The sequence below is a fragment of the Kribbella sp. NPDC054772 genome, from assembly GCF_053611945.1.
The window spans coordinates 251,014-276,166 of record NZ_JBSHBJ010000003.1 but is presented as its reverse complement, the minus strand read 5'-3'; the positions used below and the strand labels follow the sequence as shown (position 1 = coordinate 276,166).

General features: G+C 68.6%; 24 protein-coding genes. 15 read left to right on the top strand and 9 right to left on the bottom strand.

All coding sequences use genetic code 11. The annotated features are described in order from the left end of the window. Positions 1–96 precede the first annotated feature (96 nt). From ACWGID_RS06805 to ACWGID_RS06780, 6 genes are all read left to right on the top strand, one after another. A complete protein-coding gene (locus tag ACWGID_RS06805; protein WP_452195172.1) occupies positions 97–1,077 on the top strand; it encodes an ABC transporter ATP-binding protein in 981 nt (326 codons plus the stop codon). Further along, a complete protein-coding gene (locus tag ACWGID_RS06800) occupies positions 1,074–2,090 on the top strand; it encodes an ABC transporter ATP-binding protein (protein ID WP_452195171.1) in 1,017 nt (338 codons plus the stop codon). Before ACWGID_RS06805 ends, ACWGID_RS06800 begins: the two co-directional genes overlap by 4 nt. 118 nt (positions 2,091–2,208) lie before the next feature. Beyond that, positions 2,209–3,135 (top strand): ABC transporter permease, encoded by a 927-nt coding sequence (locus ACWGID_RS06795; RefSeq protein WP_452195169.1) that lies wholly within the window; start codon positions 2,209–2,211, stop codon positions 3,133–3,135. Position 3,136: 1 nt separating this feature from the next. After that, positions 3,137–4,096 (top strand): ABC transporter permease, encoded by a 960-nt coding sequence (locus ACWGID_RS06790; RefSeq protein ID WP_452195168.1) that lies wholly within the window; start codon positions 3,137–3,139, stop codon positions 4,094–4,096. Between the two features lie 136 nt (positions 4,097–4,232). Next, complete coding sequence (locus ACWGID_RS06785) at positions 4,233–5,231, top strand: 2-dehydropantoate 2-reductase (protein WP_452195166.1); 999 nt, start codon at positions 4,233–4,235, stop codon at positions 5,229–5,231. A gap of 44 nt (positions 5,232–5,275) precedes the next feature. After that, positions 5,276–6,160, top strand: coding sequence for an NAD(P)/FAD-dependent oxidoreductase (locus tag ACWGID_RS06780; RefSeq protein WP_452195164.1), 885 nt, complete (start codon positions 5,276–5,278; stop codon positions 6,158–6,160). On the opposite strand, the gene idi is transcribed toward ACWGID_RS06780, so the two are convergent. After that, entirely contained in the window at positions 6,137–6,703 is a 567-nt protein-coding gene (idi, locus tag ACWGID_RS06775) for an isopentenyl-diphosphate Delta-isomerase (protein ID WP_452195163.1), read from the bottom strand. The genes ACWGID_RS06780 and idi overlap by 24 nt on opposite strands. A gap of 240 nt (positions 6,704–6,943) precedes the next feature. On the opposite strand from idi, the gene tyrS reads away from it, so the two are divergent. Genes tyrS through ACWGID_RS06760 form a run of 3 tightly spaced genes read left to right on the top strand, consistent with a single transcriptional unit; the run spans position 6,944 to position 10,144 of the window. Further along, a complete protein-coding gene (gene tyrS, locus ACWGID_RS06770; RefSeq protein ID WP_452195161.1) occupies positions 6,944–8,137 on the top strand; it encodes a tyrosine--tRNA ligase in 1,194 nt (397 codons plus the stop codon). Between the two features lie 4 nt (positions 8,138–8,141). Further along, a complete protein-coding gene (locus tag ACWGID_RS06765) occupies positions 8,142–9,326 on the top strand; it encodes a phosphotransferase (RefSeq protein ID WP_452195159.1) in 1,185 nt (394 codons plus the stop codon). Then, a complete protein-coding gene (locus tag ACWGID_RS06760; RefSeq protein ID WP_452195157.1) occupies positions 9,323–10,144 on the top strand; it encodes an NmrA family NAD(P)-binding protein in 822 nt (273 codons plus the stop codon). The genes ACWGID_RS06765 and ACWGID_RS06760 overlap by 4 nt, the downstream gene beginning before the upstream one ends. Here the strand turns inward: ACWGID_RS06760 and ACWGID_RS06755 are convergent. Next, complete coding sequence (locus ACWGID_RS06755) at positions 10,141–10,662, bottom strand: isochorismatase family protein (protein WP_452195155.1); 522 nt, start codon at positions 10,660–10,662, stop codon at positions 10,141–10,143. The two genes, ACWGID_RS06760 and ACWGID_RS06755, sit on opposite strands and share 4 nt — an antisense overlap. Further along, a complete protein-coding gene (locus tag ACWGID_RS06750) occupies positions 10,659–13,820 on the bottom strand; it encodes a DUF2961 domain-containing protein (protein ID WP_452195153.1) in 3,162 nt (1,053 codons plus the stop codon). The genes ACWGID_RS06755 and ACWGID_RS06750 overlap by 4 nt, the downstream gene beginning before the upstream one ends. Positions 13,821–14,003: 183 nt before the next feature. Here ACWGID_RS06750 and gndA point away from each other — a divergent pair, with 183 nt between their 5' ends. Next, positions 14,004–15,443, top strand: a complete 1,440-nt coding sequence (gene gndA, locus ACWGID_RS06745; protein WP_452195152.1) for an NADP-dependent phosphogluconate dehydrogenase — start codon at positions 14,004–14,006, stop codon at positions 15,441–15,443. Here gndA and ACWGID_RS06740 read toward each other — a convergent pair. Together ACWGID_RS06740 and ACWGID_RS06735 are read right to left on the bottom strand one after the other, a co-directional pair. Next, on the bottom strand, positions 15,371–16,795 hold the full coding sequence (locus ACWGID_RS06740; RefSeq protein ID WP_452195150.1) for an MFS transporter: 1,425 nt from the start codon (positions 16,793–16,795) through the stop codon (positions 15,371–15,373). The genes gndA and ACWGID_RS06740 overlap by 73 nt on opposite strands. After that, positions 16,795–17,172 carry a nuclear transport factor 2 family protein gene (locus ACWGID_RS06735; protein WP_452195148.1) on the bottom strand — a complete coding sequence of 126 codons (378 nt, stop codon included), beginning with the start codon at positions 17,170–17,172 and terminating at the stop codon, positions 16,795–16,797. The genes ACWGID_RS06740 and ACWGID_RS06735 overlap by 1 nt, the downstream gene beginning before the upstream one ends. 70 nt (positions 17,173–17,242) lie before the next feature. On the opposite strand from ACWGID_RS06735, the gene ACWGID_RS06730 reads away from it, so the two are divergent. Together ACWGID_RS06730 and ACWGID_RS06725 are read left to right on the top strand one after the other, a co-directional pair. After that, positions 17,243–17,860 carry a TetR family transcriptional regulator gene (locus tag ACWGID_RS06730; RefSeq protein ID WP_452195147.1) on the top strand — a complete coding sequence of 206 codons (618 nt, stop codon included), beginning with the start codon at positions 17,243–17,245 and terminating at the stop codon, positions 17,858–17,860. A 40-nt stretch (positions 17,861–17,900) separates the two neighbouring features. After that, positions 17,901–18,356: a DUF6319 family protein gene (locus ACWGID_RS06725; RefSeq protein ID WP_452195145.1), complete on the top strand. Its 456-nt coding sequence runs from the start codon at positions 17,901–17,903 to the stop codon at positions 18,354–18,356. A 1,166-nt stretch (positions 18,357–19,522) separates the two neighbouring features. On the opposite strand, the gene ACWGID_RS06720 is transcribed toward ACWGID_RS06725, so the two are convergent. Next, on the bottom strand, positions 19,523–19,663 hold the full coding sequence (locus ACWGID_RS06720) for a hypothetical protein (protein WP_452195143.1): 141 nt from the start codon (positions 19,661–19,663) through the stop codon (positions 19,523–19,525). A 260-nt stretch (positions 19,664–19,923) separates the two neighbouring features. Here ACWGID_RS06720 and ACWGID_RS06715 point away from each other — a divergent pair, with 260 nt between their 5' ends. The 3 genes from ACWGID_RS06715 to ACWGID_RS06705 are packed head-to-tail and all read left to right on the top strand — an operon-like array spanning position 19,924 to position 21,862. Next, positions 19,924–20,460: a DUF6817 domain-containing protein gene (locus tag ACWGID_RS06715; protein WP_452195141.1), complete on the top strand. Its 537-nt coding sequence runs from the start codon at positions 19,924–19,926 to the stop codon at positions 20,458–20,460. Between the two features lie 21 nt (positions 20,461–20,481). Next, positions 20,482–21,411 carry an alpha/beta fold hydrolase gene (locus tag ACWGID_RS06710; protein WP_452195139.1) on the top strand — a complete coding sequence of 310 codons (930 nt, stop codon included), beginning with the start codon at positions 20,482–20,484 and terminating at the stop codon, positions 21,409–21,411. Positions 21,412–21,457: 46 nt separating this feature from the next. After that, positions 21,458–21,862, top strand: a complete 405-nt coding sequence (locus tag ACWGID_RS06705; protein ID WP_452195137.1) for a hypothetical protein — start codon at positions 21,458–21,460, stop codon at positions 21,860–21,862. Here ACWGID_RS06705 and ACWGID_RS06700 read toward each other — a convergent pair. The 3 genes from ACWGID_RS06700 to ACWGID_RS06690 are packed head-to-tail and all read right to left on the bottom strand — an operon-like array spanning position 21,852 to position 25,036. Beyond that, on the bottom strand, positions 21,852–22,574 hold the full coding sequence (locus ACWGID_RS06700; protein ID WP_452195135.1) for a PIG-L deacetylase family protein: 723 nt from the start codon (positions 22,572–22,574) through the stop codon (positions 21,852–21,854). The two genes, ACWGID_RS06705 and ACWGID_RS06700, sit on opposite strands and share 11 nt — an antisense overlap. 9 nt (positions 22,575–22,583) lie before the next feature. Continuing rightward, positions 22,584–23,885 (bottom strand): D-arabinono-1,4-lactone oxidase, encoded by a 1,302-nt coding sequence (locus ACWGID_RS06695; RefSeq protein WP_452195133.1) that lies wholly within the window; start codon positions 23,883–23,885, stop codon positions 22,584–22,586. Beyond that, entirely contained in the window at positions 23,882–25,036 is a 1,155-nt protein-coding gene (locus tag ACWGID_RS06690) for an amino acid deaminase/aldolase (RefSeq protein ID WP_452195131.1), read from the bottom strand. Before ACWGID_RS06690 ends, ACWGID_RS06695 begins: the two co-directional genes overlap by 4 nt. Between the last annotated feature and the right edge of the window lie 117 nt (positions 25,037–25,153).

Sequence of the window (25,153 nt, the reverse complement as noted above, 5' to 3'; positions counted from 1 at the left end):
TCCGGCGCGGGGGCCACGGGGCTGTGACTCCCGTCCTTCCCTCGTCGCTCTGGTCGCTTCGCTCCCTCCGCTCCTCAGTCCAGGACGGGAGGCCCCATGGCCCTGCTTGAAGTAAGGGACCTCAGGGTCTCCTTCGACACCCCGGACGGCACCGTCCGTGCCGTCCGGGGGGTGTCGTTCGACGCGGAAGCCGGTCAGACGCTCGCGATCGTGGGAGAGTCCGGGTCCGGCAAGAGCGTCGCCACCCAGACGATCACCGGCCTGACCCGCGGCGCGGAGGTGTCCGGTACCGCGTTCTTCGACGGGACGGACCTGATCACCGCGGACGAGGCCACGTTCCGGCGGCTGCGGGGCGCCCAGATCGGAATGATCTTCCAGGATCCGCTGTCCAGCCTGCACCCGTTGTACCGGATCGGCTGGCAGATCGTCGAGATGATCCGCGCGCACGACCTGGAGATCAGCAAGCAGGCGGCCCGGAAGCGGGCCGCCGAGCTGCTGACGATGGTCGGCATCCCGCGCGCGGAGGAACGCATCGACGACTATCCGCACCAGTTCTCCGGCGGGATGCGCCAACGCGTGATGATCGCGATGGCGATGGCCCTTGACCCGGCGCTGCTGATCGCGGACGAGCCGACCACCGCGCTCGACGTGACCGTGCAGGCCCAGGTGCTGAACGTGATGCGCCGGCTCCAGGAGGAGTTCGGTACGGCGATCATCCTGATCACCCACGACCTCGGAGTGGTGGCCGAGATGGCCGACGAGGTGGTGGTGATGTACGCCGGCTCGGTGATGGAGCGGGCGCCGCGCCGGGAGATCTTCTACCACAACCATCACCCGTACACGCAGGGCCTGCTGGCCTCGTTGCCGGCCCGCAGCGGTGACCGGCTGACACCGATCCCGGGGACGCCACCGAGCCTGATCGGCGAGCGCAAGGGCTGCCCGTTCGCGCCCCGCTGCGACCACGCGTTCGACAAATGCCGCACCGAGGTGCCGCCGCTCACCGACGTCGCCCGCGATCCCCGGCACCAGTCGGCCTGCTGGCTCCCGCACGACAAGACCGAGGCGGCCGCATCGTGAACGACGACGTACTGCTCAAGGTGGACCACGTCCGCAAGGAGTTCCCGACCCACTCCCGCGAAGTGGTCCAGGCGGTCTCCGACGTGACGCTGGAGGTGCACAAGGGCGAGACCCTCGGCCTGGTCGGCGAGACCGGCTGCGGCAAGTCCACGCTGGCCCGCTGCATGGCCCGGCTGTACGACGTGACGTCGGGGTCGGTGTGGTTCGAGGGGAACGACGTCACCAAGTTGTCCCGGAAGTCGATGCGGCCGCTGCGGCGCGACATCCAGGTGATCTTCCAGGACCCGTACGGCTCGCTCAACCCGCGGCGCCGGGTCGGCTCGATCATCGGCGACCCGTTCGCGATCCACAAGATTGCCTCGGGCAACGATCGGAAGAAGAAGGTCCAGGAACTGATGGAGCTGGTCGGGCTGAATCCCGAGCACTACAACCGGTTCCCGGCCGAGTTCTCCGGTGGCCAACGGCAACGGATCGGGGTCGCCCGGGCGCTCGCACTGCGTCCGAAACTGATGATCTGCGACGAGCCGGTATCCGCACTGGACGTGTCGATCCAGGCCCAGGTCATCAACCTGCTCAGGGACCTGCAGAAGGAGTTCGACCTGACGTACGTGTTCATCACGCACGACCTGTCCGTGGTTCGGCACGTGAGCGACCGGATCGCGGTGATGTACCTGGGCAAGATCGTCGAGCTCGCACCGACCGACGAACTGTTCGGGCAGACCCGGCACCCGTACACCCGGGCGCTGCTGTCGGCACTGCCGGTGGCGGACCCGGACACCGCCGACAGCCGCGAGCAAATCATCCTCGGGGGCGACATTCCCGCCGCGACGAACCCACCGGAGGGGTGCAGGTTCCACACGCGATGCCCGAAAGCCCGGGCCGACTGCGTCCAGAGCGAGCCGCCGCTGATCGCCGTACTCGACGACACCGACGAGCACCGCACGGCCTGCTTCCATCCACTCACGGTGGGCGAGGACCTGTCCACCGCAGTCCCCGACTTGAAGGCATCATGACTCTGCTTTTGGCCGGGTCTCCGGCACCGGCGTGGTCCTGGGGCCTCGGCTCCCGGTCTTCCCTCGTCGCTGCAGTCGCTTCGCTCCCTCCGCTCCTCAGTCCAGACCGGGAAACCCCATGACCTCAACCATTGAACTCGTCGATGTGCTCGACGAGCCGCGGGTGATCGAGGGCCGTAGTCCGTTCTCGCTGGCCATGCGGCGCTTGCGCAAGGACAAGGTCGCGATGATCTCGCTGGTCGTGATCGTGCTGATCGTGCTGATGGCGATCTTCGCGCCGGTCTTCGCGGCCGTCACGGGCCATCCGCCGAACGAGCAGTACCGCGACATCGGGCTGACTCCGGACGGGTTGCCGCGCGGGCCGAACGGCACGTTCTGGCTTGGCACCGACGACCTGGGCCGGGACATCCTGGTCCGGATCGCGTACGGCGCCCGGATCTCGCTGCTCGTCGGTGTGCTCGCCACCGCCATCACCGTCGCCGTCGGCGTCGTGCTGGGTCTCGCGGCGGGGTTCCTCGGGGGGATCACCGACACGCTTCTGGCGCGGCTGATCGACGTCATCCTGTGTGTGCCGTTCCTGCTGGTCGCGGTCGCGCTGGTGGCGATCACCGGCCCGAGCCTGACCGTCACGGTCCTGGTGATCGGCTTCTTCAGCTGGGCGGCGGTGGCCCGGATCGTCCGCGGCCAGGTCCTGACGTTGCGGGAGCGTGAGTTCGTCGAGGCGGCCCGCTCCCTCGGGGCGAGCGACCGGCGGATCATGTTCGTCGACATCCTGCCGAACGTGCTCGCGCCGGTGATCGTCTACACCACGCTGCTGATCCCGGTGGTGATCGTCGTCCAGGCCACCCTGTCGTTCCTCGGACTCGGACTGCCACCACCCACCGCCGACTGGGGCGGCATGATCAGTACGTCGCAGAACTACTACACGACCGCCTGGTGGTTCATCTTGTTCCCGGGGCTGGCCCTGCTGATCACCACGCTCGCCTTCAACCTCTTCGGTGACGGGGTCCGGGACGCCTTCGACCCCCGCGCGGATCGGACCTGACATGGGTTGGTTCCTGCTGCGCCGGATCGGTCACGGGATCCTGGTCCTGTGGCTGGTCACGGTGGCCGTCTTCGGACTGTTCTTCATCGCACCGAACAACGTCGCCCAGACCCTCGCCGGCCGACAGGCGACGCCGGACACGATCGCGCTGATCAGGCATCGTCTGGGTCTCGACCTGCCCTTGTGGAGGCAGTACCTGGACTTCCTCGGCAACTCGTTGAAGGGGAACCTCGGGTACGACTACTACCACCAGGTGTCGGTCACCCACATCATCGCGCAGGCGCTGCCGATCACGCTGTCACTGGCTCTCGGCGCCGCCGTGCTGTGGATGGTGCTGGGGATCTTCAACGGCGTGGTCTCGGCGACGCACCCGCGAACGTTCGCCGACCGCGGGCTGACGCTGTTCTCGCTGGTCTTCTACTCGTTCCCGTCGTTCCTGCTCGCCCTGTTGCTGCTGTACTTCCTGTACTTCCGGCTCACCGTCGCGGGGTTCGCCTGGTTCCCGGCCGGTGGCTATGTGCCGCTGACCAGCGGGATCGGTCCGTGGTTCCAGCACCTGATCCTGCCCTGGGTGGCGCTGGCCTTGTTGCTGGCCGCAACGTATACCCGGCTGACCCGCGGCTCGATGCTGGACGTGCTCGGCGAGGACTACATCCGGACCGCTCGCTCGAAGGGGATCCGCGAGCGCCGCGTGATCTACCGGCACGGTCTGCGCAGCGCGCTGACGCCGGTGCTCACGCAGTTCGGGATCGACCTGGGTCAGCTGGTCGGCGGTGTGGTCGTCATCGAGACCGTGTTCAGCATGCCCGGGCTGGGGCAGACGGCCATCGTGGCGATCAACCAGCAGGACCTGCCGGTGATCATCGGCATCGTGCTGTTCGCGTCGGCGGCGGTCGTGGTGGCGAACATCCTGGTCGACATCGGCTACGCCGTCCTGGACCCGAGGGTCCGGCTGCACTAGCTCCCTGGGGTTCCTTGGTCGGGTTTGCCCCGGGGCCGGTACCGAAGAACGGGTAGTGGGTGGTCTGTAGGGCCTGCCGGAACGGGTCACTACGTATTACTCCCGAACACCACCCGTTCTTCGGTACGTTGTCGTGGTGCGGATCGCGGTTTATGGTGCGGGCGGCATCGGTTGCTACGTGGGTGGCCGGCTCGCCGCGACGGGGACGCCGGTGACGTTCGTCGGCCGGCAACGGATGGCTGTCGCGGTGGCGTCGTCCGGGCTGCGGCTGACCGACTATCTCGGCGCCGACCTTCGGGTCGAGGACGTGCGGTTCGAGACGACACCGGCCGGAGCCGCCGAGGCCGATCTGGTGCTCGTGACGGTGAAGTCCGCGGCGACGGCAGGTGCCGCGGAGGAGCTGGCAGGCGTTCTGAAGCCGGGCGCGGTCTTGGTGAGTTTCCAGAACGGGATCCGGAACGGCGAGGTACTGCGATCGCGGTTGGATGCGCAGGTCGTCGTACCGGGGATGGTTCCGTTCAACGTGCTGAACCGGGGCGCTGGGGTGTTCCATCAGGGCACGGAGGGCGCCCTCGACGTACAGCGGGATGCTGCGCTGGCGCCGTACGTCGAGGCGTTCGCGCGGGCGGGACTGCCGCTGAAACAGCACGACGACATCGTTCCGGTGCAGTGGTCGAAGCTCTTGCTGAACCTGAACAACCCGATCAACGCGCTGTCGAACCTGCCGTTGCGCGACGAGCTCTCGCAGCGCGCCTACCGCCGCTGCCTCGCGGCCGCGCAGAGCGAGACCCTCGGGCTGCTCGAGGCGGCGAAGATCGAGCCGGCGCAGCTACTGCCGTTGCCGATGCGCTGGTTCCCGGCGGTCCTCCGCCTGCCGGACTTCGTTTTCCGGCGGGTGGCCGGGAAGATGCTCGCGATCGACCCGCTGGCGCGGACGTCGATGTGGGAGGACCTCGAGGCCGGCCGGCCCACCGAGATCGATTACCTGAACGGCGAGGTCGTACGGCTCGCGGAGTCACTCGACCGGCCGGCGCCGGTCAACCGGACCCTCGTCACGCTGATTCGCGAGGCCGAGCGCACCCGCCGGGTCTGGCCGGGACCCGAACTGCTCAGCGCTTTGATGACCACCAAATGAGATACCGGTCTCGAATTCTGAACCGCTTGCCCTAAGGTGACCGCATGGACGTAGCGGTGATCGGTGGGAGTGTGGCCGGGCTCCAGGCCGCCCTGACGCTCGGGCGGGCTCGCCGGCAGGTGGTGGTCTTCGACGACCAGCAGCCACGGAACCGGGCCGCGGAGCATGTGCACAACTATCTGGGCGTCGCGGACGCTTCCCCGGCCGAGCTTCTCGCCGCCGGACGGCGTCAGCTGGCGACGTACGGCGTTGAGGTCCGGAACACCCGCATCGAGGATGTGATCGCGGGCGATGACGGATTCGTCGTCGACGGGGTGCCGGTGCGGGCCGTCGTACTCGCGACTGGGCTGTGGGACGAGTTGCCGACCGTACCGGGCCTGGCCGCGGGCTGGGGGCGGTCCGTCGTGGCTTGCCCGCATTGCCACGGGTGGGAGGTACGCGGCGAGGCGCTGGTGCAGATCGGGATGCGTGGTGCTCCGGAGAAGTCGGTGTCGCGGGCGTTGCTGCTCAGCCGGTGGAGCGACAACGTGGTGCTCTGCACGGACGGCGACAAGCTCGCGGACGAGCATGTGGAGCGCTTGAGCCGAGCCGGGGTGGTGGTTCGCACCGAGGCAGTCGAGGAGGTACAGGCGACGGCCTCGACGTCACGAATCCTGCTCGCTGGTGGCACCGAGCTGACTGCGCGGCGAGTGTTCGCGGTGGTGCGGCAGCATCAGCAGAGCGACCTCGCGGAGCGCCTGGGGTGCCAGGTGACCGACGGCGCGGTGGTTGCCGATGACGGCGGACGGACGACTGTCCCTGGCGTCTACGCGGTCGGTACGGCGGCCAATCCCGCGCTCCTCGCGATCGGTGCCGCGGGTCACGCGAGTACGGCGGCGGTCGCCGTACACGGGGATCTTCTCGAGCTAGATCTGGGCAGCCGGTGGTAGTCGGCTGGGGTCCGCGATCGGCCAGTCGATAGGCGGCGTGGTGAGCTGGTCCAGTTGTAGCAGGCACCACGGTGAGAGGTCCGGAATGTCGCGCAGCTCGTCCCACTGCGCCCAGCGGTAGTCGGCGACCTCGGACGGATTCGGCGTGGGGTCACCGGTCCACCACACTCGGTACACCGGGCAGATCTCGTTCTCGACCAGGCCGTTCGGCATCTCCGCGCGGTACCGGAACTCGGGCAGCACCAGGTCGACGGCGGCCGACGGGTCGACCGCGATCCCGAGCTCGTCCGCGAGCCGGCGCCGTACGGCGTGCTCGAGCGGCTCGCCCGGAAGTGGGTGCCCGCAGCAACTATTGGTCCAGACGCCCGGCCAGGTCGGCTTGCCGAACGCACGCTGGGTGAGCAGCAACCGCCCGGCCGTGTCCACGACGTAGCTGGAGAACGCGAGGTGCAGCGGCGTCGCCGTGTGGTGGACCGCCGCCTTCGCCTCGGTCCCGAGCGCCCGCCCGCCGTCGTCCACCAGCACAACCCGTTCCTCGATCACACCCCCGAGCCTAGTGCTCCGACGCGGGCACTAGGGCACGGCTCTGCTAACCTGAGGACGTGATCAAGCACCGCGTGACCTATCGACCGGCTCTGGGAGGAGCCGGCCTTCGGTAGTCCGCGCAGTCGCTCCACCCAGAGCCTCCGAGGCAGGAACCGTCCGGTTCCTGCCTCTTTCCGTTGCCGGAGGCACTGGCGATCGCGGTCGGGTGCCTCGCGCTGTCCTGCCGAGAGGAATCCCATGAATGCCGTGATCGAGCGATTACGCCGTACCACCGACACTGTCGTCGGCGCTGACGACCTGCGTGAGCGGCTGGAGTCCGGCCGCCCGCTGCGGATCAAGTACGGCGTCGACTGCACCGCGCCCGAGCTGCATCTCGGGCATGCGGTCAACCTGTGGATGATGCGCCAACTGCAGGACGCCGGGCACCGCGTGGTGTTCCTGCTCGGCGATCTCACCACCCGCGTCGGCGACCCGACCGGCCGTTCCGAGACCCGGCCGGTGCTCACCCCCGAGCAGATCGAGGCGAACGCGGCGTCGTTCCTCGAACAGGTCTCGCTGGTCCTGCGTACCGACCCCGAGGTCTTCGAGGTACGACGCAACTCCGAGTGGTACGACGCGATGCCGGTTGCGGAGCTGTTGAGTCTGTTCGCCCAGGTCACGCAGGCGCAGTTGATGAGCCGGGACATGTTCCGCGAGCGGGTCGCGGCCGGGCGTGAGATCGCCGTCCACGAACTCGTGTACCCGGTGCTGCAGGGCTACGACAGCTTCGCGATGCGCAGCGACCTGACGATCGTGGGGTCGGACCAACTGTTCAACGAGCAGCTCGGACGGCACTTCCAGCAGCGACTGGGGACGCCGCCGCAGGTGGTGATGACGACCACGATCACGCCCGGGATCGATGGCCGGGCGAAGCAGTCGAAGTCGCTGAACAACTACATCGGGCTGACGGACAGTCCGCGGGACAAGTTCGGGAAGCTGATGAGCATTCCGGACTCACTGGTCGAGCCGTACGCGCGGGTCTACACCGAACTCCCGCTGGACGACGTGGCCGCGCTCGGCGACTCCGCGTCGACCGGTGGTCCGGCGGCGCGCGACGCGAAGCTCCGGCTGGCCGCCGCGGTCGTGACCCGGTACCACGGCGCGGGCGTCGCCAAGACCGAGCTCGACGCGTTCCGGCACACGTTCTCGCAGCGTGCCGAACCGGCCGACATGCCCGCGATCGTCCTCACCACCGAGGTCGCGACCGCCTTCGACCTGCTCCGCGCGGCCCGCCCGAACGACAGCAACTCGGACCTCCGCCGACTACTCCGCCAGGGCGCCGTCACCATCAACGGCGTACGCACCAACGACCCGACCACACCCATCGACCTAACAACCCCCGCCGTCCTCAAATCAGGCCCCCGAACCTGGCACCGCGTCACGCGACACTAAGCAGGTGAACACCAAGACGGTCGAGGCCCTGATCAGCGTCGGCGCCCGGTACATCGGCCGGGCGCCGACGTTCGAGGTCGAGCCCGGCTGGTGGTCGGAGGTAGAGGCAGTCACCCACCACCTCGACGACCTGCTCGGAGTTCCGACCGTGGTACTTCGGCTTGTGCACGCCGACGATGCCCTCCGGGGGCGCGGTGGACACGTCGTCTATCACGTGCAGGCGCTGGCCGAACCGCGGTCCGGCGTACTGGACGCGACGGCGTCACCCGAATGGGACTCGGTCGTCGCGCCCGATCCGCTGCGGGCAGCCTGGGCCGAGGTCGACGGACCGAGCCGGCTGATCGATTGGGCCCGGAGCGTGATCGGCCCACTCGACGCCACCCAGGTGAAGACGTGGAACCTGTCCTGCCTGATCCGCTTCCCAGGCGCGTGGGCGAAGGCGACCAGCACGTTCTGCAGCCTCGACGCCGACATCATCGAGAACGTCCAGCGGTACGACGAGACGCTGGCGCCAACCGTCCTCGCGACCTCCCGGGAGAACGGCTGGTCGCTGCTCGCCCACGCGACCGGGACCGACTGCTGGGATCCAGATCTACCGACCATCGAGCGCGTGGTGAGCCGCTGGGTCGCGGTTCAGGCGGCACTCGCTGCGGCGCCTGACCGCCCCACCGCACCCCGAGACCTGGTCGAAGAGCTCACCGCGCTGATCCCGCAGGCCGCCTTGTCTGACGACGAGGTCAACGGCCTCCGGCGACTGACCGCCCGGCTTCCGGCGATCGTCGGCGAGCTCGACTCCGCGGGGTTACCGACCACGCTGGTGCACGGCGACTTCCATCCCGGGAACTGGCGGTCGGACGGGACCCAGGAAGTGATCGTCGACTGGGCGGACACAGTCATCGGTCATCCGGGGCTCGACATCAAGCGGCTGAGAGACTTCCTGCCACCGGAGAAGCGCGACCATGCTGCCCAGGTCTGGTCAGCGGCTTGGCGGGGTGAGGTCCCGGGGTGTGATCCGCTGCGGGTGCTGCCGGCGATGAGCCTGCTCGGGCCCCTGACGTACGCGCTGACCTACCAGCGGTTCCTCGACAACATCGAGCCCAGCGAACGGATCTACCACCAGGACGATCCGGGCCTCTGCCTTCGCGAGGCCCTCCGCGCGGACTCCCGATATGACAAGGTGACCGGGTGACGATCCTGATTACGGGCGCCAGCGGCAACGCCGGCGGCGCGGTGGCCCAATCCCTCGCAGCACAAGGCATTTCGGCCCGCGCACTGATCCGTTCGACGATCGACCTGCCCGCCGGGGTTGAGGCGGTGTACGGCGATCTGAATCGGCCGGACAGCTTTGTCGATGGGTTGGCCGGTGTCAGCGGGATCTTTCTGCTGAGTGGTTACGACCGGCTTGATGAGCTGCTTGCGAACGCGGTTCGTGCGGGTGTCCGGAAGGTTGTGGTGTTGTCGAGCAGTTCGCTCGACGGCGACGTGACGAACGCGATCGCGGCGTACCACCACGCGACCGAGGAGGCCGTCCGGGCGGCCGGTCTTGAGTGGACCTTCCTGCGGCCGAACTCGTTCATGTCGAACACGCTGCGGTGGCTCGACCAGCTCGAGGCCGGCGACGAGGTGCGGGTGCAGTTCCCCGACGTACCGATCTCGACCATCCATCCGCTCGACATCGGCGACGTCGCGGCCCGCGCACTGCAGGGCGAGCACGACGGTGAGGTACTGCGGCTCACCGGCCCGGTCGCGCTGACGCCGGTCGAGCAGGTGGCAATCGTCGGCGCGGGGATCGGGCGCGCGCTGACGGCGTACCCGATGAGCCGGCAGGAGACGCACGACGAGCTGTTCGCCGCGATGCCCGAGCCGTACGCCCGGGCGATCGAGGGCTTCTTCGGCGACGGAACCGTCGACGAGACGACCGTCAATGACACCGTCGAACAGGTCACCGGCCACCCGGCCCGGACCCTTGAGCAATGGGTCCAGGAGAACGCCGCCCGCTTCGCCTAACCGAGCGCGGCTTGATACTCGGCGCTGGTGCAGATGGCGCCGATGCGGGGGAAGACGTAGGAGACGGCGAAGTCGTGGGCGTGTTCGTCCAGGCCGGTCATCGCGTCGGTGACGAAGAACGTCTCGTAGCCGAGGTCGGAGGCTTCGCGGCCGGTCGACTCGACGCCGAAGTTGGTGGCGATGCCGGTCAGGACGACGTTCGCGATGCCGCGGGCCTGGAGCTCGGCGTCGAGCGGTGAGCGCCCGAAGGCACCCACCGCCCGCTTCACGATCTCCAGGTCCCCCGGCTGCGGAGCGGCCTCGGGTGCGAAGCTGCTCCCCTCCGGCTGTACTTCGACGCCGGGCCGCTCGACCCGGACGGTCACGACGAGTCCGCCGGCCGACCTTGTCGCCGCGGCCAGCGCGACGGACTGTTCGAGCACCTCCGGCCCCTTCAACGGAGCGGTGTCCAACGCGACGATCCGCGGCATCAGGTCGATCAACACGAGAGCGGTACGACGGGGATTCAAAGGGTTCACGCCGCGAGCTTAAGATCCAGCACGTCGACGCCGACCAGGTAGCCGGTTGCGGACGGGTTCTTGCCGGTAACGGTCACGACGTACTGGTGCGTACCCGCGGCCAACTGGACGGACCCGAGGTCCACCGCCTGCGTGCCGACGCCCGAGGCCTGGTACCCGTCGAAGCTCACCGGCGGGTTGCCATCGATCTGCACCTGGACCGTCCCGTAGTCGGCCGCCTTCGTCAGGATCGTTGACAGGTTGTACGCCCCGGCCGTCGGGACCGTGAAGCCGAGCACCGTCTTGTCGCCCGCCTTCGTGCCGTGGATCCACGCCTGCGCACCACCCGACCAACTGACACCGCAACAGTTGCCCTGCGGATCGACGGCCACGGTCGACGACACCGGGGGCAGCATCGCCTCGCCCTCGACTCGCAGCGTGCTACCGCTGGTGCCCTGCGCCGCTGCCGACTTCGGCCCCACGTGACCGGCGAGGTCCACGGCCGCGACCCGATACGTCCAGGTCTCGTGTAGTCCCAGACCGCGATGCAGGAAGCCGGGCAGTGGCGTGGTGCCGAGCAACTTCTCCGTTCCCCCGGCCTTCGTCCCGTACACCTGGTACGCCGCGATCCCGCTGTCGTCGCTGGTGTCGTTCCAGGTCACGTTGATCGCGTTGTCGATCCGCGCCGTAGCGGTCAGGCCATCGACCGTGCCCGGCGCCCGCTTGTCGTCGTACGGGGTCACGAGCGTCTGGACGACGTACGCCGACGCGGTCCAGGCGGGTCCGGTCGGGCGGAGCTCGATGTCGACGCGGTTCCGACCGAAGGTGGTTGCGGCGGGCAACTGATAGTTGTCGTCGAGCCAGCGTTGGTGGGTGTTGCCGAGCGGCTGCAGCCAGGTGCCGGCGTCCTTGCCGTTGACGATCACCTGAGCGGACTGACCCGCCGTGTTCTGATCACTGGTCCGGCGCAACGTCACGCCGCGGTTCGCCGGGTCGATCTTCACGCTGAACCGGATCGGCTGCGTGCTGGAACGGACCTGGTCGGTGAGCGTGATGTCGTCGTGATCGCCCTCGTACACCGCGCTCAGATCGGCCTGGCTCCCGTTGTCGGCGTACCCGTGCTGCTCGCGGCTGGTGGCCGAGCCGGTGTCGATGCGGTCGGTCTCGCGGGCGCCGAACTTCGCCGCGGTGTAGAGGAACGCCGTCGAGCCGTAGATCGCCGGGTGGTCGTCCTGCTGGCCGTGCTCGATCCCGAAGTCGAGCTGGTTCTCGAACGCGACCGAGTCGGTGATGTGCAGTCTCCAGGCCCCGTCGCACTCGTTGGTGCAGAACCCGGCGCGTACCTCGTGCGCGGAGTTCCCGTGGAACGGGGTGGAGTAGGTGCCGGCGTTGAAGTACCAGCCGGACTCGTAGTAGTCCTCGGTGCCGGTGCCGTGGATCGCCGGGGTCCGTTCGCCGTCGACCGAGACCCGCTCGTCACCCTCGAGGTACCCGCGAGTGTTGCCGTCGGCAAGCAGTCCCTCCATGGTCTGCGAGACGCCGACGAACTTGCCGCGGCCGGCGACGTCCGCGAACGTCCAGTCGCTGCCCTGCGTGGTCTCCCCGCGCTTCGAGATCGCGGTGAAGTAGCCGATCTTGCCGGTCGCCAGCTCGGCCGCCTTGCTCGCGTCCCGCGCCGACGTCACCTCCGCCTGACCCTTCAGCGGGTACGTCGTGGTGTTGACCAGCGTGACCGTGGCGCGGGCGACGTACGGCATCGGCCACCAGGACGAGTACCAGCCGTCGGGGTCCATCGCGAAGAAGAGCGAGTGGACCGGGTTCTCGCCGAGGCCGGAGCCGAAGAACTCGCCGAGTGGGGCGTCGACGCGCTTCTGACCGTCGATCGTCACCTGGACGCGGACTCCGGCCAGCAACGAGTCGGAGGGCTTGACGCGCGCGGCGTCCGCGGCGGTGGCGGCGTACGCCATCGCGTGTTCGCCGCTCCAGTTCTGCTTGGTGATCGCATAGCCGTGAGCCTGCTCGTCGGCGACGTGGTTCGGGCCGACGTCGAGGGTGTCGGTGCGCTTCACCTGGCCGCCGACCGTCGAGTCGGCCGTGTACAGGAACTCGTTGAAGTCCAGGTCGGACGAGACGAACTGGTTGGTGATCGTGATCTGCGACTTGCCCGCGGTCAGCGCGGCCGGGAGGTCGACCGACTGGTCGGACCACTGCGCGCCCTCCGCCTTCAATGGCGCCCACTCACCAGCCGGAGCGCCGTCGACGAGGATCTTCGCGCGTTGGTTGCCGATCCGCAGATCCATCCGTCGGGTCAGCCTCACGCCGGTGTTCGCCGGATCGATCTTCAGGGTGAAGGTACTGCCGCCGAGGAACGCGCGGCCGTCGTCGGCGAAGTTCTTCAGGTCCAGACCGACGATGTCCGGGAGCTTCAGCCGGAGCGCACTCAGCTCACCGGGGCCGTTGGCGTTCGCGAGCGTGACCTGCTTGCCGGGGGCAAGGTTCAGCGGGGTCTTCGTCGTGGTGCTGTTCGGCTGCGCGGGCTTCGGGTCCTTGGTGCCCGCGGCGTTCAGCATCGCCAGGACGTCCTCGGCCTTGTCGGTCGGGTCGAACGTCCGGACACCGTTCGCATCCGGGAACTGGCGGTAGTCGACGTGGTAGAAGAGCGGGTTCGCCTGCGTGGTGATCCGCATCGAGGAGTGGTACGGCATCGGGACGCGGATGTAGACGCCACCGCTGGTCTGTACGCCGTTCGCGACCAGCGGGTAACTGAACGGCGCACCGAGTTTGCCGTTGACGATGTCATGCAACGATCCCTTCAGCACCTGTTTGCCATCGAGTTCGACGGTGATCGTGCCGGTCTTCGTCACGTTGCCCTCGTCCCGGGTGAACCAGATCGAGGCGACCTCCCCCGGTCCCGAGTCCTCGGCGATCACGCAGCCCGCGTCCGTCGTACGGAGGCAGGAGTAGGTGCCGTCGAAGCCGTCGTTGTTGGTCCCGTCGCGGCCGAAGCTGGAGAACTGCTTCGTCCGTACGCCGGTCTGCAGTTCGGGGAGGCGATCGAGGTGGCGGTAGACGTCCCAGCCGACCGGGCCGTTGTCGCTACCGGGTGGGGCCGCTGCGGCGTTGTTGACGGGGAGAGCGAGGAGCGCGCAGGCAGCAAGAGCGATGACACGACGGAGCATTGGGCGGCCTTTCCTCCGTGGCGGGAAATCGATTTCTGAGATGTCTACCATCGATGCACCGGGCTTGAGAAGAGGTCGCGGCCGGTCAGTTACTGTCCAGGACTTGGCACCCGCTGGACCACGCCCGTGCTTTTGGCAGCAGACTGGACCCTGCACACAACTTGAGACCGCGGGAGAGATTCGATGAGTTCTGCCAAAGCCCAGATCGGCGTCACCGGACTGGCGGTGATGGGCCGCAACCTCGCCCGGAACCTCGCGCGCAACGGGTTCAGCGTCGCCCTGCACAACCGCTCCCAGGCGCGCACCGACGCGCTGGTCGCGGAGTTCGGCTCCGAGGGTGAGTTCGTCCCGTCGACGGACCTGGCCGGCTTCGTCGAGTCGCTGGAGCTGCCGCGCCGGGTCATCATCATGGTCAAGGCCGGCGCCCCGACCGACGCCGTCATCGACGAACTGGTACCGCTGCTCGACAAGGGCGACATCGTCGTCGACGCCGGCAACGCGCACTTCCTGGACACCCGTCGCCGCGAGGCCGCGCTGAAGGAGCAGGGCCTGCACTTCGTCGGCTCGGGCGTGTCCGGTGGCGAGGAGGGCGCGCTGAACGGCCCGAGCATCATGCCGGGCGGCTCGCCGGAGTCGTACGCCGCGCTGGAGCCGATGCTGACCAAGATCTCCGCGCACGTGAACGGCGAGCCCTGCTGCGTGCACGTCGGTCCGGACGGCGCGGGGCACTTCGTGAAGATGCTCCACAACGGCATCGAGTACGCCGACATGCAGCTGATCGCCGAGGCCTACGACCTGCTCCGGCACGTGCTCGGCCTGTCCCCGGCCGAACTCGCCGACGTGTTCCGCGACTGGAACACCGGCGACCTCGAGTCGTTCCTGATCGAGATCACCGCCGAGGTGCTCAGCCAGACCGACCCGACCACGGGCGGCCCGTTCGTGGACATCGTCCTGGACCAGGCGGAGCAGAAGGGCACCGGCCGCTGGACCGTGCAGTCCGCGCTCGACCTGGGCATTCCGGTCAGCGGCATGGCGGAAGCCGTGTTCGCACGGTCCCTGTCGGGTGACGTCGTACGGCGGGAGGCGGCGGCCGGCGTACTGCCCGGACCGGGTGACGTGAAGGCCGATGTCGACCGAGCGGCGTTCATCGACGACGTACGGCACGCGCTGTACTCGTCGAAGCTGGTCGCGTACGCGCAGGGCTTCGACGCGATCCGGGCCGCGAGCGAGGAGTACGACTGGGACATCGACCTCGGCGCGATGGCGACGATCTGGCGTGGCGGCTGCATCATCCGGGCCCGCTTCCTGGACCGCATCAAGGAGGCGTACGACCGGAACCCGGACCTGCCGTCACTGCTCGTGGACGACTACTTCCGGGACGCTGTCGCCAGCGGCCAGGAGGCGTGGCGCCGCGTCGTGGCGACCGCGGCGACCGTCGGCGTACCCGCTCCTGGGTTCTCAGCCGCGCTGTCGTACTACGACGGGCTGCGGGCGGAGCGGCTGCCGGCCGCGCTGATCCAGGGGCTGCGCGACCTGTTCGGTGCGCACACCTACAAGCGGGTCGACCGTGAGGGCAGCTTCCACCTCGAGTGGTCCGGCGACCGCTCGGAGAGCACCCAGTAGACCGCGACCGCCGCGACACAGAGGAAACCTGCCGCTCCGAGGCTGGCCACGTTGAACCCGTGGACGGCATCGGAGTGGGCGGCTACCGTCCCGGCGACCGTGCTGAGGAGCGCGGTACCGAGCGATGCTCCGATCTGCTGCGATGTCATCACCATGGCGCCGGCCACCGCACTGTCGGGGCCGGCGCCGAGGGTGGCAGTGCTGTTGGCGGTCACCAGAACCCATCCGGTGCCCAGGCCAACCAGCAGGAACACGGGCATGACGTGCAGCCAGTAACTGCTGTCTTCCTTGAGCAACCCGAGCAGTGCGAGCCCTGCGGCGATGGTGAGCAGTCCGGGACAGATGAGCGAGCGCACTGCCGCTTTGGCGAGTAGCCGGCTCACCGCTCGCACTCCGACCATCAGACCCACCGTCAGTGGCAAGAAGGCCAGACCGGCCTTCACTGGTGAGTAGTGCTGGATGGTCTGCAGGTAGAACGTCAGGAAGAACAGCGCGGCGAACATTCCGACCGCCAGGCTGAAGACAGCCAGATAGGAACCACCTCGCCGGCGATCGGCGACAACCCGCAGTGGCAAGAGTGGGGACTTCACCCGCGCCTGCACGGCCAGGAAGGCCGCAATCAACACCACTCCGGCCGCGAGAGTCGCGTACGTCGCCGGTGCGCTCCAACCGTCGGACTCCGCGCGAGCGAACCCGAACACCACGGCCATGAGGCCTACGGTCGCCAGCAGTGCACCTACTAGGTCGACCTTGACTCCGCTGACCGGTGGGACTGGCCGTACGGCGTACAGGACTCCTCCCGCCGCGAGTGCGGCAATCGGCAGGTTGACGTACATGCACCACCGCCAGTCCAGGTACTCCGTGAGCACGCCGCCCGCCAGCACGCCCAGGCCGGATGCACTGCCCATCACAGCGCCATAGATCCCGAACGCCTTGCCACGCTCCGCCGATAGCGGGAACGAGGAGGCGAGGGTCGCCAGTACCGCTGGAGTCAGCAGCGCGCCGAAGACGCCCTGCAGTCCGCGTCCGGTGAGGAACATCGCCGGACCGTTCGCAGCCCCGCCGAGCGCTGAGGCCAGTGCGAAACCTGTCAGGCCGATCAGGAGCGCACGACGGCGCCCGATCAGGTCGCTGATCCGTCCACCGAGCAGCAGAAGTCCGCCGTACCCGAGCGCGAACAGCGTGATCACCCACTGCCGGGTCGGGTCCGACATGCCGAGATCCTGCTGCACCGAGGGCAGCGCGATATTCACGATGGTCAGGTCGATCCCGACCATCAACTGCGCCGTGGCCACCGCCCCCAACGCCCACCACCGCCGCGAGTCCACCGCGGCCGGCGCTTCCACGGTCATCAGAACATCCCGTTCGAGTTGGCGGCCGCTGCCGGAACCGGCTGCATGACATCCCAGTGCTCGACGATCCTGCCGTCCTGATCGAGGCGGAAGATGTCGACGATCGCCGTCCCAGGCTGGCCGGGCACGCGGACGCCGTACACATGGGCGATCACGTGGTCGCCGTCGGCGAACAGCCGCTTGACCTCGGCTTTCAGGTCCGGGAAGTCGCGGCGGAGGGTCGCGAGGAAGTCTTCGAAGCCGTCGATCCCGTCCGCGATCCGCGGGTTGTGCTGGACATAGGAGTCGCCGATCAGCTTGACCGCGGCCTGGAAGTCCTTCTGGTTGAGGGCGCTCTCGTAGAAGTCCAGGACGGTTCGTTTGTTGCGTTCGCTCATGATCATCCTTAAGTGAACAGCTGTAGTGCTACGACTGTAGGGCAACGGCCGTTGCAATACAATCGGCCCCATGGATGCTGGAACGACGCGGAGCCGGAACCGTCGCGGCCAAGGTGAGCTGCTGCGACGCGAGATCATCGACGCAGCGTTGCGGATGCTGAACGAACTCGGTGACGACGAGGCCCTCTCCCTGCGCGCCGTCGCCCGCGAGGTCGGCATCGCCGCGACCTCGGTCTACATCCACTTCACCGACCGCGACGAACTCGTCTTCACCGCACTCGAACAGAGCACGACCGACCTGCTACACGACCTCGAGCAGGCCGAGGCGAACGCCGGCGACAACCCAGTACGGCGACTACGCGCGCGGCTACTGTTCCTCGGCAGGTGGGTTCGCGACTACGCCGGCCTCTACAAGGTGCTGCACGAGAGCACGCTGAACCGGCGCATGCACCTGGTCTTCAAGGAGGAACTGTCGGCCCGCGCGACGGCCGCCGTACAGGCGTGTATGGACGCCGGCCTCGCACCGGCCGACGACGCGGCCGCGGTGGCACTCGATCTCCGCTCCGCGGTCCACGGCGCTGTCTCGATCCGGATCAACGAGCCGGAGGCTGACCTACCGCCGCTGGAGGACCAGATCGATCGCTTCCTGGGCAAGCTGGTTGGCGTGCGAATCGAACATGTGTTCTAATGGTCGCACTGCGCCAGTTCCGAAGGAGATCGCCGCAACGATGACTGTAGACACTCTGGCAGTAGAGACGCCGTCCGACCTCACCGACACTCCCGACGCGGTGAACCTGTCGACGGCCGCCCCCGACGCCACCACCGACACCCCAGCTGCCGACGAGGCAGCCACGCCGGCTCCGGCCGAGCCCGCCAAGCCGAAGAAGGCGCCGGCGAAGAAGGCCGCCGGCAAGAAGACGAAGACGATCGAGCTCACGCTGACGGTGACCGGTACGGCCGACGGCGAGTGGAAGGCCGAGCTCAAGCAGGGCACCACCTACCTCGCCCGCGACCTGGCCGTCGCCGCGGCCGCCGTGTCCCGCGCCGCCAAGGAGCTGCACGAGGACCTGTCGACCCCGATCGACGAGGTCATCGAAGAGGCCCGCTCCCAGCAGGCCGCCAAGGTCGCCGCCCTCGAGGCCGAACTCGAAGCCGCCCGCAAGGCCCTCGCCGACCTCGACTGAGCCTCCCCCGGGCCCGCCCCTGCCCACTTCTCCCGACACCCCCAGGCTCCCGTGGTCGGTCACCTTCCCTGATCAACCACGGGGACAAACACAGAACCCGTCCGCACCCGTGAGGTGGCTGCGGACGGGTTCTGCATCTCCCGCCCCACCAAGCCGCGAGCGCCAGCGCCACCTCGGCCGCCGCCGGCACCGCGAGCGCGGTGCTGAGCCACACCTCTCGCGCCGCCCCGACACCAGTGCGCGCCACGTCTACCCGCGCCTCCCGCACCATCCCAGCGCCACCGCGGAACATCAGCGCCCAGCCCCACCTCCCACGCCTCCCGCACCTCACGCGCCTACCGCGCCGTCCCAGCCGACCGGGAGCGTCAGCGCCCAGCGCCACCTCCCGCGCCACGGCGTCTAGCCACCTCCCGCGCCACCGCGTCTCGCCACACCTCCCGCGCGACGCTCGGCAGGTCGGTGAGCTAGTGGGCGGTGGCATGGTCTTGGGGTTGAGACAGGCACTGGGGACTGGGGACCTGTTATTACCTGTCCGCAGTCCCCGCTTCCCCTCCCCACACTCCACGCCTGCACCACCCGCGCCGTCCCAGCCCACCGCGGAGCGTCAGCGCCCAGCGCCACCTCCCGCGCCACCGCGTCCAGCCACCTCCCGCGCCACCGCGTCTAGCCACCTCCCGCGCCACCGCGTCTAGCCACCTCCCGCGCGACGCTCGGCAGGTCGGTGAGCTACTGGACGGTGGCATGACTCGTGGGTTGAGACAGGTACTGGGGACTGGGGACCTGTTATTACCTGTCCGCAGTCCCCGCTTCCCCTCCCCACACTCCGCGTCTGCACCACCCCGGCACCACGCCTGCACCACGCCTGCACCACCGCCAGCGCCACAACCCGCCAAACCTCCGGCGCGAAGTTCGGCGGGTCGTGAGCCCGTCGGGCGCGAGCGACGGGACGACTCGTGGGTTCAGACAGGCACTGGGGACCGGAGACCTGGTATTACCTGTCCGCAGTCCCCGTTTCCTGTCCGCGGTCCCCGTTTCCTGTCCGCAGTCTCCGTTTCCTGTCCGCGGTCTCCGTTTCCTGTCCGCGGTCCCCGTTTGCTGTCCCCAGACCCGCTGCTGGACGAGGCCCGCCGTACCCTGCTGGTGAACCCATTGCCGCTAGCAACGAACTAGTGGCCGGCCACCTGGCTGGTTGGTGCGGGTGGGTGGTCCTCGGCCGACGAGCTCAGGGCGCTCGTGACCGTGATGACGAGGACCGTTGTGGTGGCGAGGACGCCGATCAGGGTCCAGCGGGCTGCGGTGTTGCTCATGTCCTCATCGTGGCGTGAGCGCCGGCGGCGTGGAACAGCTACGCGCCGGTTTCAGGGCCCGCTCCGGGGCCGGCTCAGGTGGAGTCCTGACCACTGTCCTGAGTACTGGCCGAGCGCTGTCACCCGGCCGAACGGGGAATGAACGGGATGTGACTGAAACGGCACGCCGAAAGTCTGGGCGGGTGTGCGGGGTTGGCCTTACCGTGGGTGACCTGGGCCGGTCCGAGGGCCCTGGCCGCTCCGGGGTGAGAAGGGGTCAGATGAGCACTTTCCAGGACTTGGGTTCGCTGCTGCTGGTGCGCGGCGCCGACGAGATCGACCACGCGGGCGGGAGTCTGTACGTCCATCTGCACCGGGTCGCGAAGCGGCTCGGTTCGCTCGGGGCCGGCGACACGCTGGTGCTGGCCGGGCTCGCGCACGCGGCGTACGGGACCGACGGTTTCCCGACCCACCTGTTCGACTGGCAGACCGAACGCCCGGTCTTGGAGTCGGTGATCGGCACCGACGCCGAGGCGATCGTGTACCGGTACGGCGCCTGCGACCGGGAGACCACCTGGCGCGACCTCGCCGAGCACCACACGGTCACCGACCGCTTCACCGGTACGTCGGAAGAACTCGGCACCGAGACGCTGCGGGACTTCGTCGACCTGACGATCGTCAACGAGCTCGACGTCCTCGATCATGACCCGAAGCGCGCGCTCAAGCTCCGCCCGTACCTGCAGGAACAGATCCCGCGCTGGCAGTCCCTCACCTCCCCCGGCGTGCTGTCCGAGGCCCAACGCATCCTCGGGTTGTAGCAGCCGGGCACACTAGGTGCCGTGAAACGGTTCCTGTGGCGGGGGTTCCTGGGACTCCTCGGGCTCTGGCTCGTCGTCACCGCTGCGTCGTTCGGCTACAACCTCGCCACCAACGGGACCGCCGCGCCACCACCCGGGCTGAAGTTCGTCCGGGCCGGCGACATCAACACCCGCTACGACTCCTGGGGTACGTCGGGAACGCCCGTCGTACTCATCCACGGTGCCGCGGAGTCCGTCGACACGTGGTCGCGTTTGGTCCCGCTACTCGCGAAGAACCATCGCGTCTACGCCTACGACATCACCGGATACGGATACTCCGAGCGCAAGGCGCCGTACACGATCGAGCATCTCGCGGGGCAGTTGCTCGGGTTCCTGGACGCGATGCATCTGGGTGGCCCGGGGCAGCCGAAACCGATCCTGGTGGGGCACTCACTGGGCGCGGGCGTGGCGGCCGAGGCGACGTTGGAGGCTCCGGACCGCGTCGGCGGGATCATGTTCCTCGACGGTGACGGGCTGCCGCTGCCGGGCGGTCGGCCGGGGCCGCCGCGCTGGCTGATCGTCCCGCCGTACCGGACGTCGCTGTTCCGGCTGGTGCTGGATCAGGGCTGGCTGCTGAAGAAGATCTACAACAGCGTGTGCGCCCCGAACTGCCCGGCGATGGACGTCGACGAGTGGACGCGCCCGTTCCGGCAGCCCGGTGCCGAGAAGGCGATCTGGCAGATGACCGCCAACGGCATCCCGGCGGTCGCTCCCGATCGGCTCGCCAAGCTGCGCGAGCTGCCGGTCCCGAAGTCGGTGGTGTTCGGCGCGCTCGACTCCGATGGCGGCAACGCGACCGAGACCGCGACTCGGATCGGTGCGCCGGCGCCGACGCTGATCCCGAACGCGAACCACCTGACGCCGATCTCCAGCCCGGCCGAGGTTGCGGCCGCCATCGACGCACTTCGCTGAGCGCAGATTCCTGGAAATCGTCGCACCCGCGAGTGATGATCGATGCATGGCCCGTTACGAAGTGGTTGCGCGCGCGAAGACCGAACGACGGCTGTCCAACTCCGACTACATCGACCTCGCCCTGCAGTCCTGGTCGCTCGACAAGGGCATGCGGCTGCAGCGGATCGAGGATCTGCCGGACGGGTCGATCGCGGTCGTCCTGCAGCAGAAGCTGTCGCCGCGTAAGCACGACGCGGCCTGCGCGATGGCGAACCGCAGCCTCGCCCAGCTCGGGATCCCGGCCGCCCAGGTGCAGCAGATCGACCTGCTCCGGATGACCCGCAAGGGCGGCCGCGCACTGGTCCGCTCCTGGGTCGGCCCCGGCGACGGCCCCGGTGGCATGGCCGGGGATCGCGAGCCGCGCCGGCCGAAGCCGACGCCGCCGCACTTGCAGGCCCACCTCAAGGAGTGAAGACCTCGAAGCGCGCGGCGTACTTCGTGCCCAGCAGGGTGCCCGCCGGACGCGACGTGCCCTCGAGGAACTCCTCCGCGTCGAAATCCGGCCAGCCGAGCCCGTCGATGTAGGCCTTGTGTGCCTTCAGCGACTGGACGCCGAGCTCGAATGTGTCGGTGGTGTCGACGCCGTGCCGCGAGTTCGGCGAGCCGGCCGCCCACACCTGCCGGACGCCGCTCCACTTCTCCCCCGCGTCCGGGAAGATCCACCGGTTCGCGGCGTCCCGGACCGCGTCGAGCGTGGCTCGGCCGGTGTTGATGTGGTCGGCCTGGTTCAGCAGTACGTCGCCGTCCCAGCTGTCCCGGAAGTTGTTCGTGATCACGATCTCGGGCTGGTGCCGCCGGATCGCCGCGGTGATGACGCGACGCAGCGGTACGCCGTACTCGATGGTGCCGTCGGGCTGGCCGAGGAACTCGACCGCCGAGACGCCGACGATCCGGGAGGACTCGATCTGCTCGGCCTCACGCAATGGTCCGCACTCAGCCGGGTCGACCCCGTCGATCCCTGCCTCGCCGGACGTCAGCAGGCAGTAGACGACCTGTTTGCCCTGGCCCGTCCAGCGCGCGATCGCCGCCGCCCCGCCGAACTCCAGGTCGTCCGGGTGCGCGACCACCGCCAGCGCCGTCTGCCAGTCCTCGACCACCGGTTCCAGCCGGTCCACAGTGCTCATGCTCGCAGGCTAACGCCCGAACACCTGCGCGGTGTAGGCGTTCTCGAAGGTCCGCTGCGGATCCAGCCGGTCGCGAACGGCAACGAAGTCGTCGAAATGCGGGTACCGGGTGCGCAGGTCGCTCGCGGTCAGCGTGTGCAGCTTGCCCCAGTGCGGACGCCCGTCGTAGTCGGCGACGATGCTCTCGAAGGCCCGGAAGTACGCGTCGTGCGGCAGCCGGTGGTACTGATGGATCGCGATGTACGCCGTCTCGCGCCCGCACGCCGTGGACAGCCAGATGTCGTCCGCCGCGGCCACTCGAACCTCGATCGGGAACGGGATTCGAGACCCGGAAGTGTCGATCCAGTCCCGCAACCGGCCGAGCACCTCGACCACGTGCTCCCGCGGTACGGCGTACTCCGACTCGCGGAAGACCACGTTCCGCTCGGAACAGAACACCTTGTACGACGCGTCGACGTACTCGCGCGCGGAGAGCGCCCGCGAGGCGAGCCGGTTGATCCGCGGCACCATCGCCGGCCGGCGGACCGAGAGCCGGTTCGTCAGCTCGAAGACCTTGTTGGACAGCAGTTCGTCGTCGACCCACCCACGGACCCGTCCGACCGGCGCCGCATCGACGTCGGCGCCGACCCGGTTGTTCCGCTTGGTCAGCGCGATGTCGGTGTGCGGGAACCAGTAGAACTCGAAGTGATCGTTGCCATCGGCAAACTCATCGAACCCGTCCAGTACGTCGGCCAACGGCAACGGCATCTCCTGGGCTTGCAGGAGGAACCCCGGCACACACTGCAGGGTCAGCGAACTGATCACGCCGAGCGCCCCGACCGACACCCGGGCCGCGGCGAAGACGTCCGGGTTCTCGTCCGCGGAGCAGTGCAGCACCGAGCCGTCCGCGGTCACGAGATCGAGCGCGACGACCTGCGTGGCGAGACCGCCGAGCTTCGCGCCGGTCCCGTGCGTTCCGGTAGAGATCGCGCCGGAGATGGTCTGTTTGTCGATGTCGCCGAGATTTGCCATCGCGAGATCGAACGCTGCGAGGCCCGCGTTCAGCTTGCGCAGCCCGGTGCCCGCGCCGAGCGTGACGAGGCCGGATTCCTTGTCTGCGTTGACGATCGAGGACAGTCCGTCCAGCCGGATCATCACCTGCTGCGGCACCGAGCAGCCCGTGAACGAGTGCCCGGACCCGACCGCTTTGAGCTTCTTGCCCTGGTCGGCGGCGGACTTGACCGCGGCCGCCAGCTCGTCGGTCGAGCCCGGTCGCAGGGTCTCGATGCCGGTCGCCGACTCGGTGCCGGCCCAGTTCCGCCAGCTGCTCATCCGAAGTTCTTCCCTTCACCCCGGTAGGTCATGAGCTCGGCCACCTCGTCACCGTCGATCGCGTGGACAACATCGAACCGCTCCAGCATCTCCCCTGCTTTCGCGTAACGCATCCACACTCTGTCTCCAAGACGTAGCCGTTCGGCCGATTGTCCTTGGACCGGAGTCTGCACCTCACCGGCGCCTTCGGTCCCGAGCAGCTTCAGACCGGATGGCCAGGCAGGCAACGGCAACCGCGACTTCTTCGCCGGTCCGGACGCCACGTAGCCACCACCGAACAGTGTGGCGATCCGCGGCGCGGGACGCCGTACGACGTCGAGGGCGTAGGCCATCGCGGGCTCGGGCTGGAAGACGTCGTACTTGTCGAAGAGGGTCGGGCCGTAGAGACCGGAGCCGGCGGTGACCTCGGTGACGACCGGATCGGCACTGCTGATCTCGAGGCTGCCCGTCCCGCCACTGTTCACGATCCGGAGCGGCGCGACCTGCTTGACGGCATCGACGACCGCGCCGCGGCGGTCGGCGAGTTCGGCGGCCGAGCGGCGCTTCACCCAGCGGACCGCCGGTGAGGTGTCGGGCAGACCGGCGATCTGCGCCTCGTAGAACATCACCCCGGTCAGCTCGAATGCGTCGTCTGCGGCGACCGTCCGGGCCAGCACGGCCACGTCGGACGGGGTCCGCAGCGGCGAGCGACGGACGCCGAGGTGCTGGCCGAAGACGCGCAGCGACGCGTCGACGTCGAGGCAGACCTGGATCCGGGCCTCGCCGGTGGTGGCGGCCCGGATGTAGGCCAGGTGCTCGGGCGAGTCGATCATCAGCGTGATCCGGGTCGCCGCCTCGGGATCCTCGGAGAGTTCGCGCAGCGCCGACCGGTGCGTGGTCGGGTAACCGAGCAGGATGTCGTCGACGCCGTTGCGCGCCAGCCACAGCGCCTCGGGCAGCGCGTAGCTCATGACGCCGTGGAACCCGGGCCGCTCGAGCGCGGCGGCGATCAGTCCACGGCAGCGGACCGACTTGGAGGCGATCCGGATCGGCGTCCCCGCGGCGCGGCGGACCAGGTCGTCCGCGTTCCGCCGGAACGCGTCGAGGTCGATCACCGCGAACGGCGCGTCCAGGTGCGTGGTGCTGCGGGCATACCGGTCGAAGTCACCCATAACCGGAGTCTAGGTCACGAAATACTGAAAGGTAATACAACTTCTGTCCCGACTTTCCACTCCGGGCCGGGCACCCGGGTGCGGGACCAGGGGGTCTCACGGACGCGAGCCCGGTGC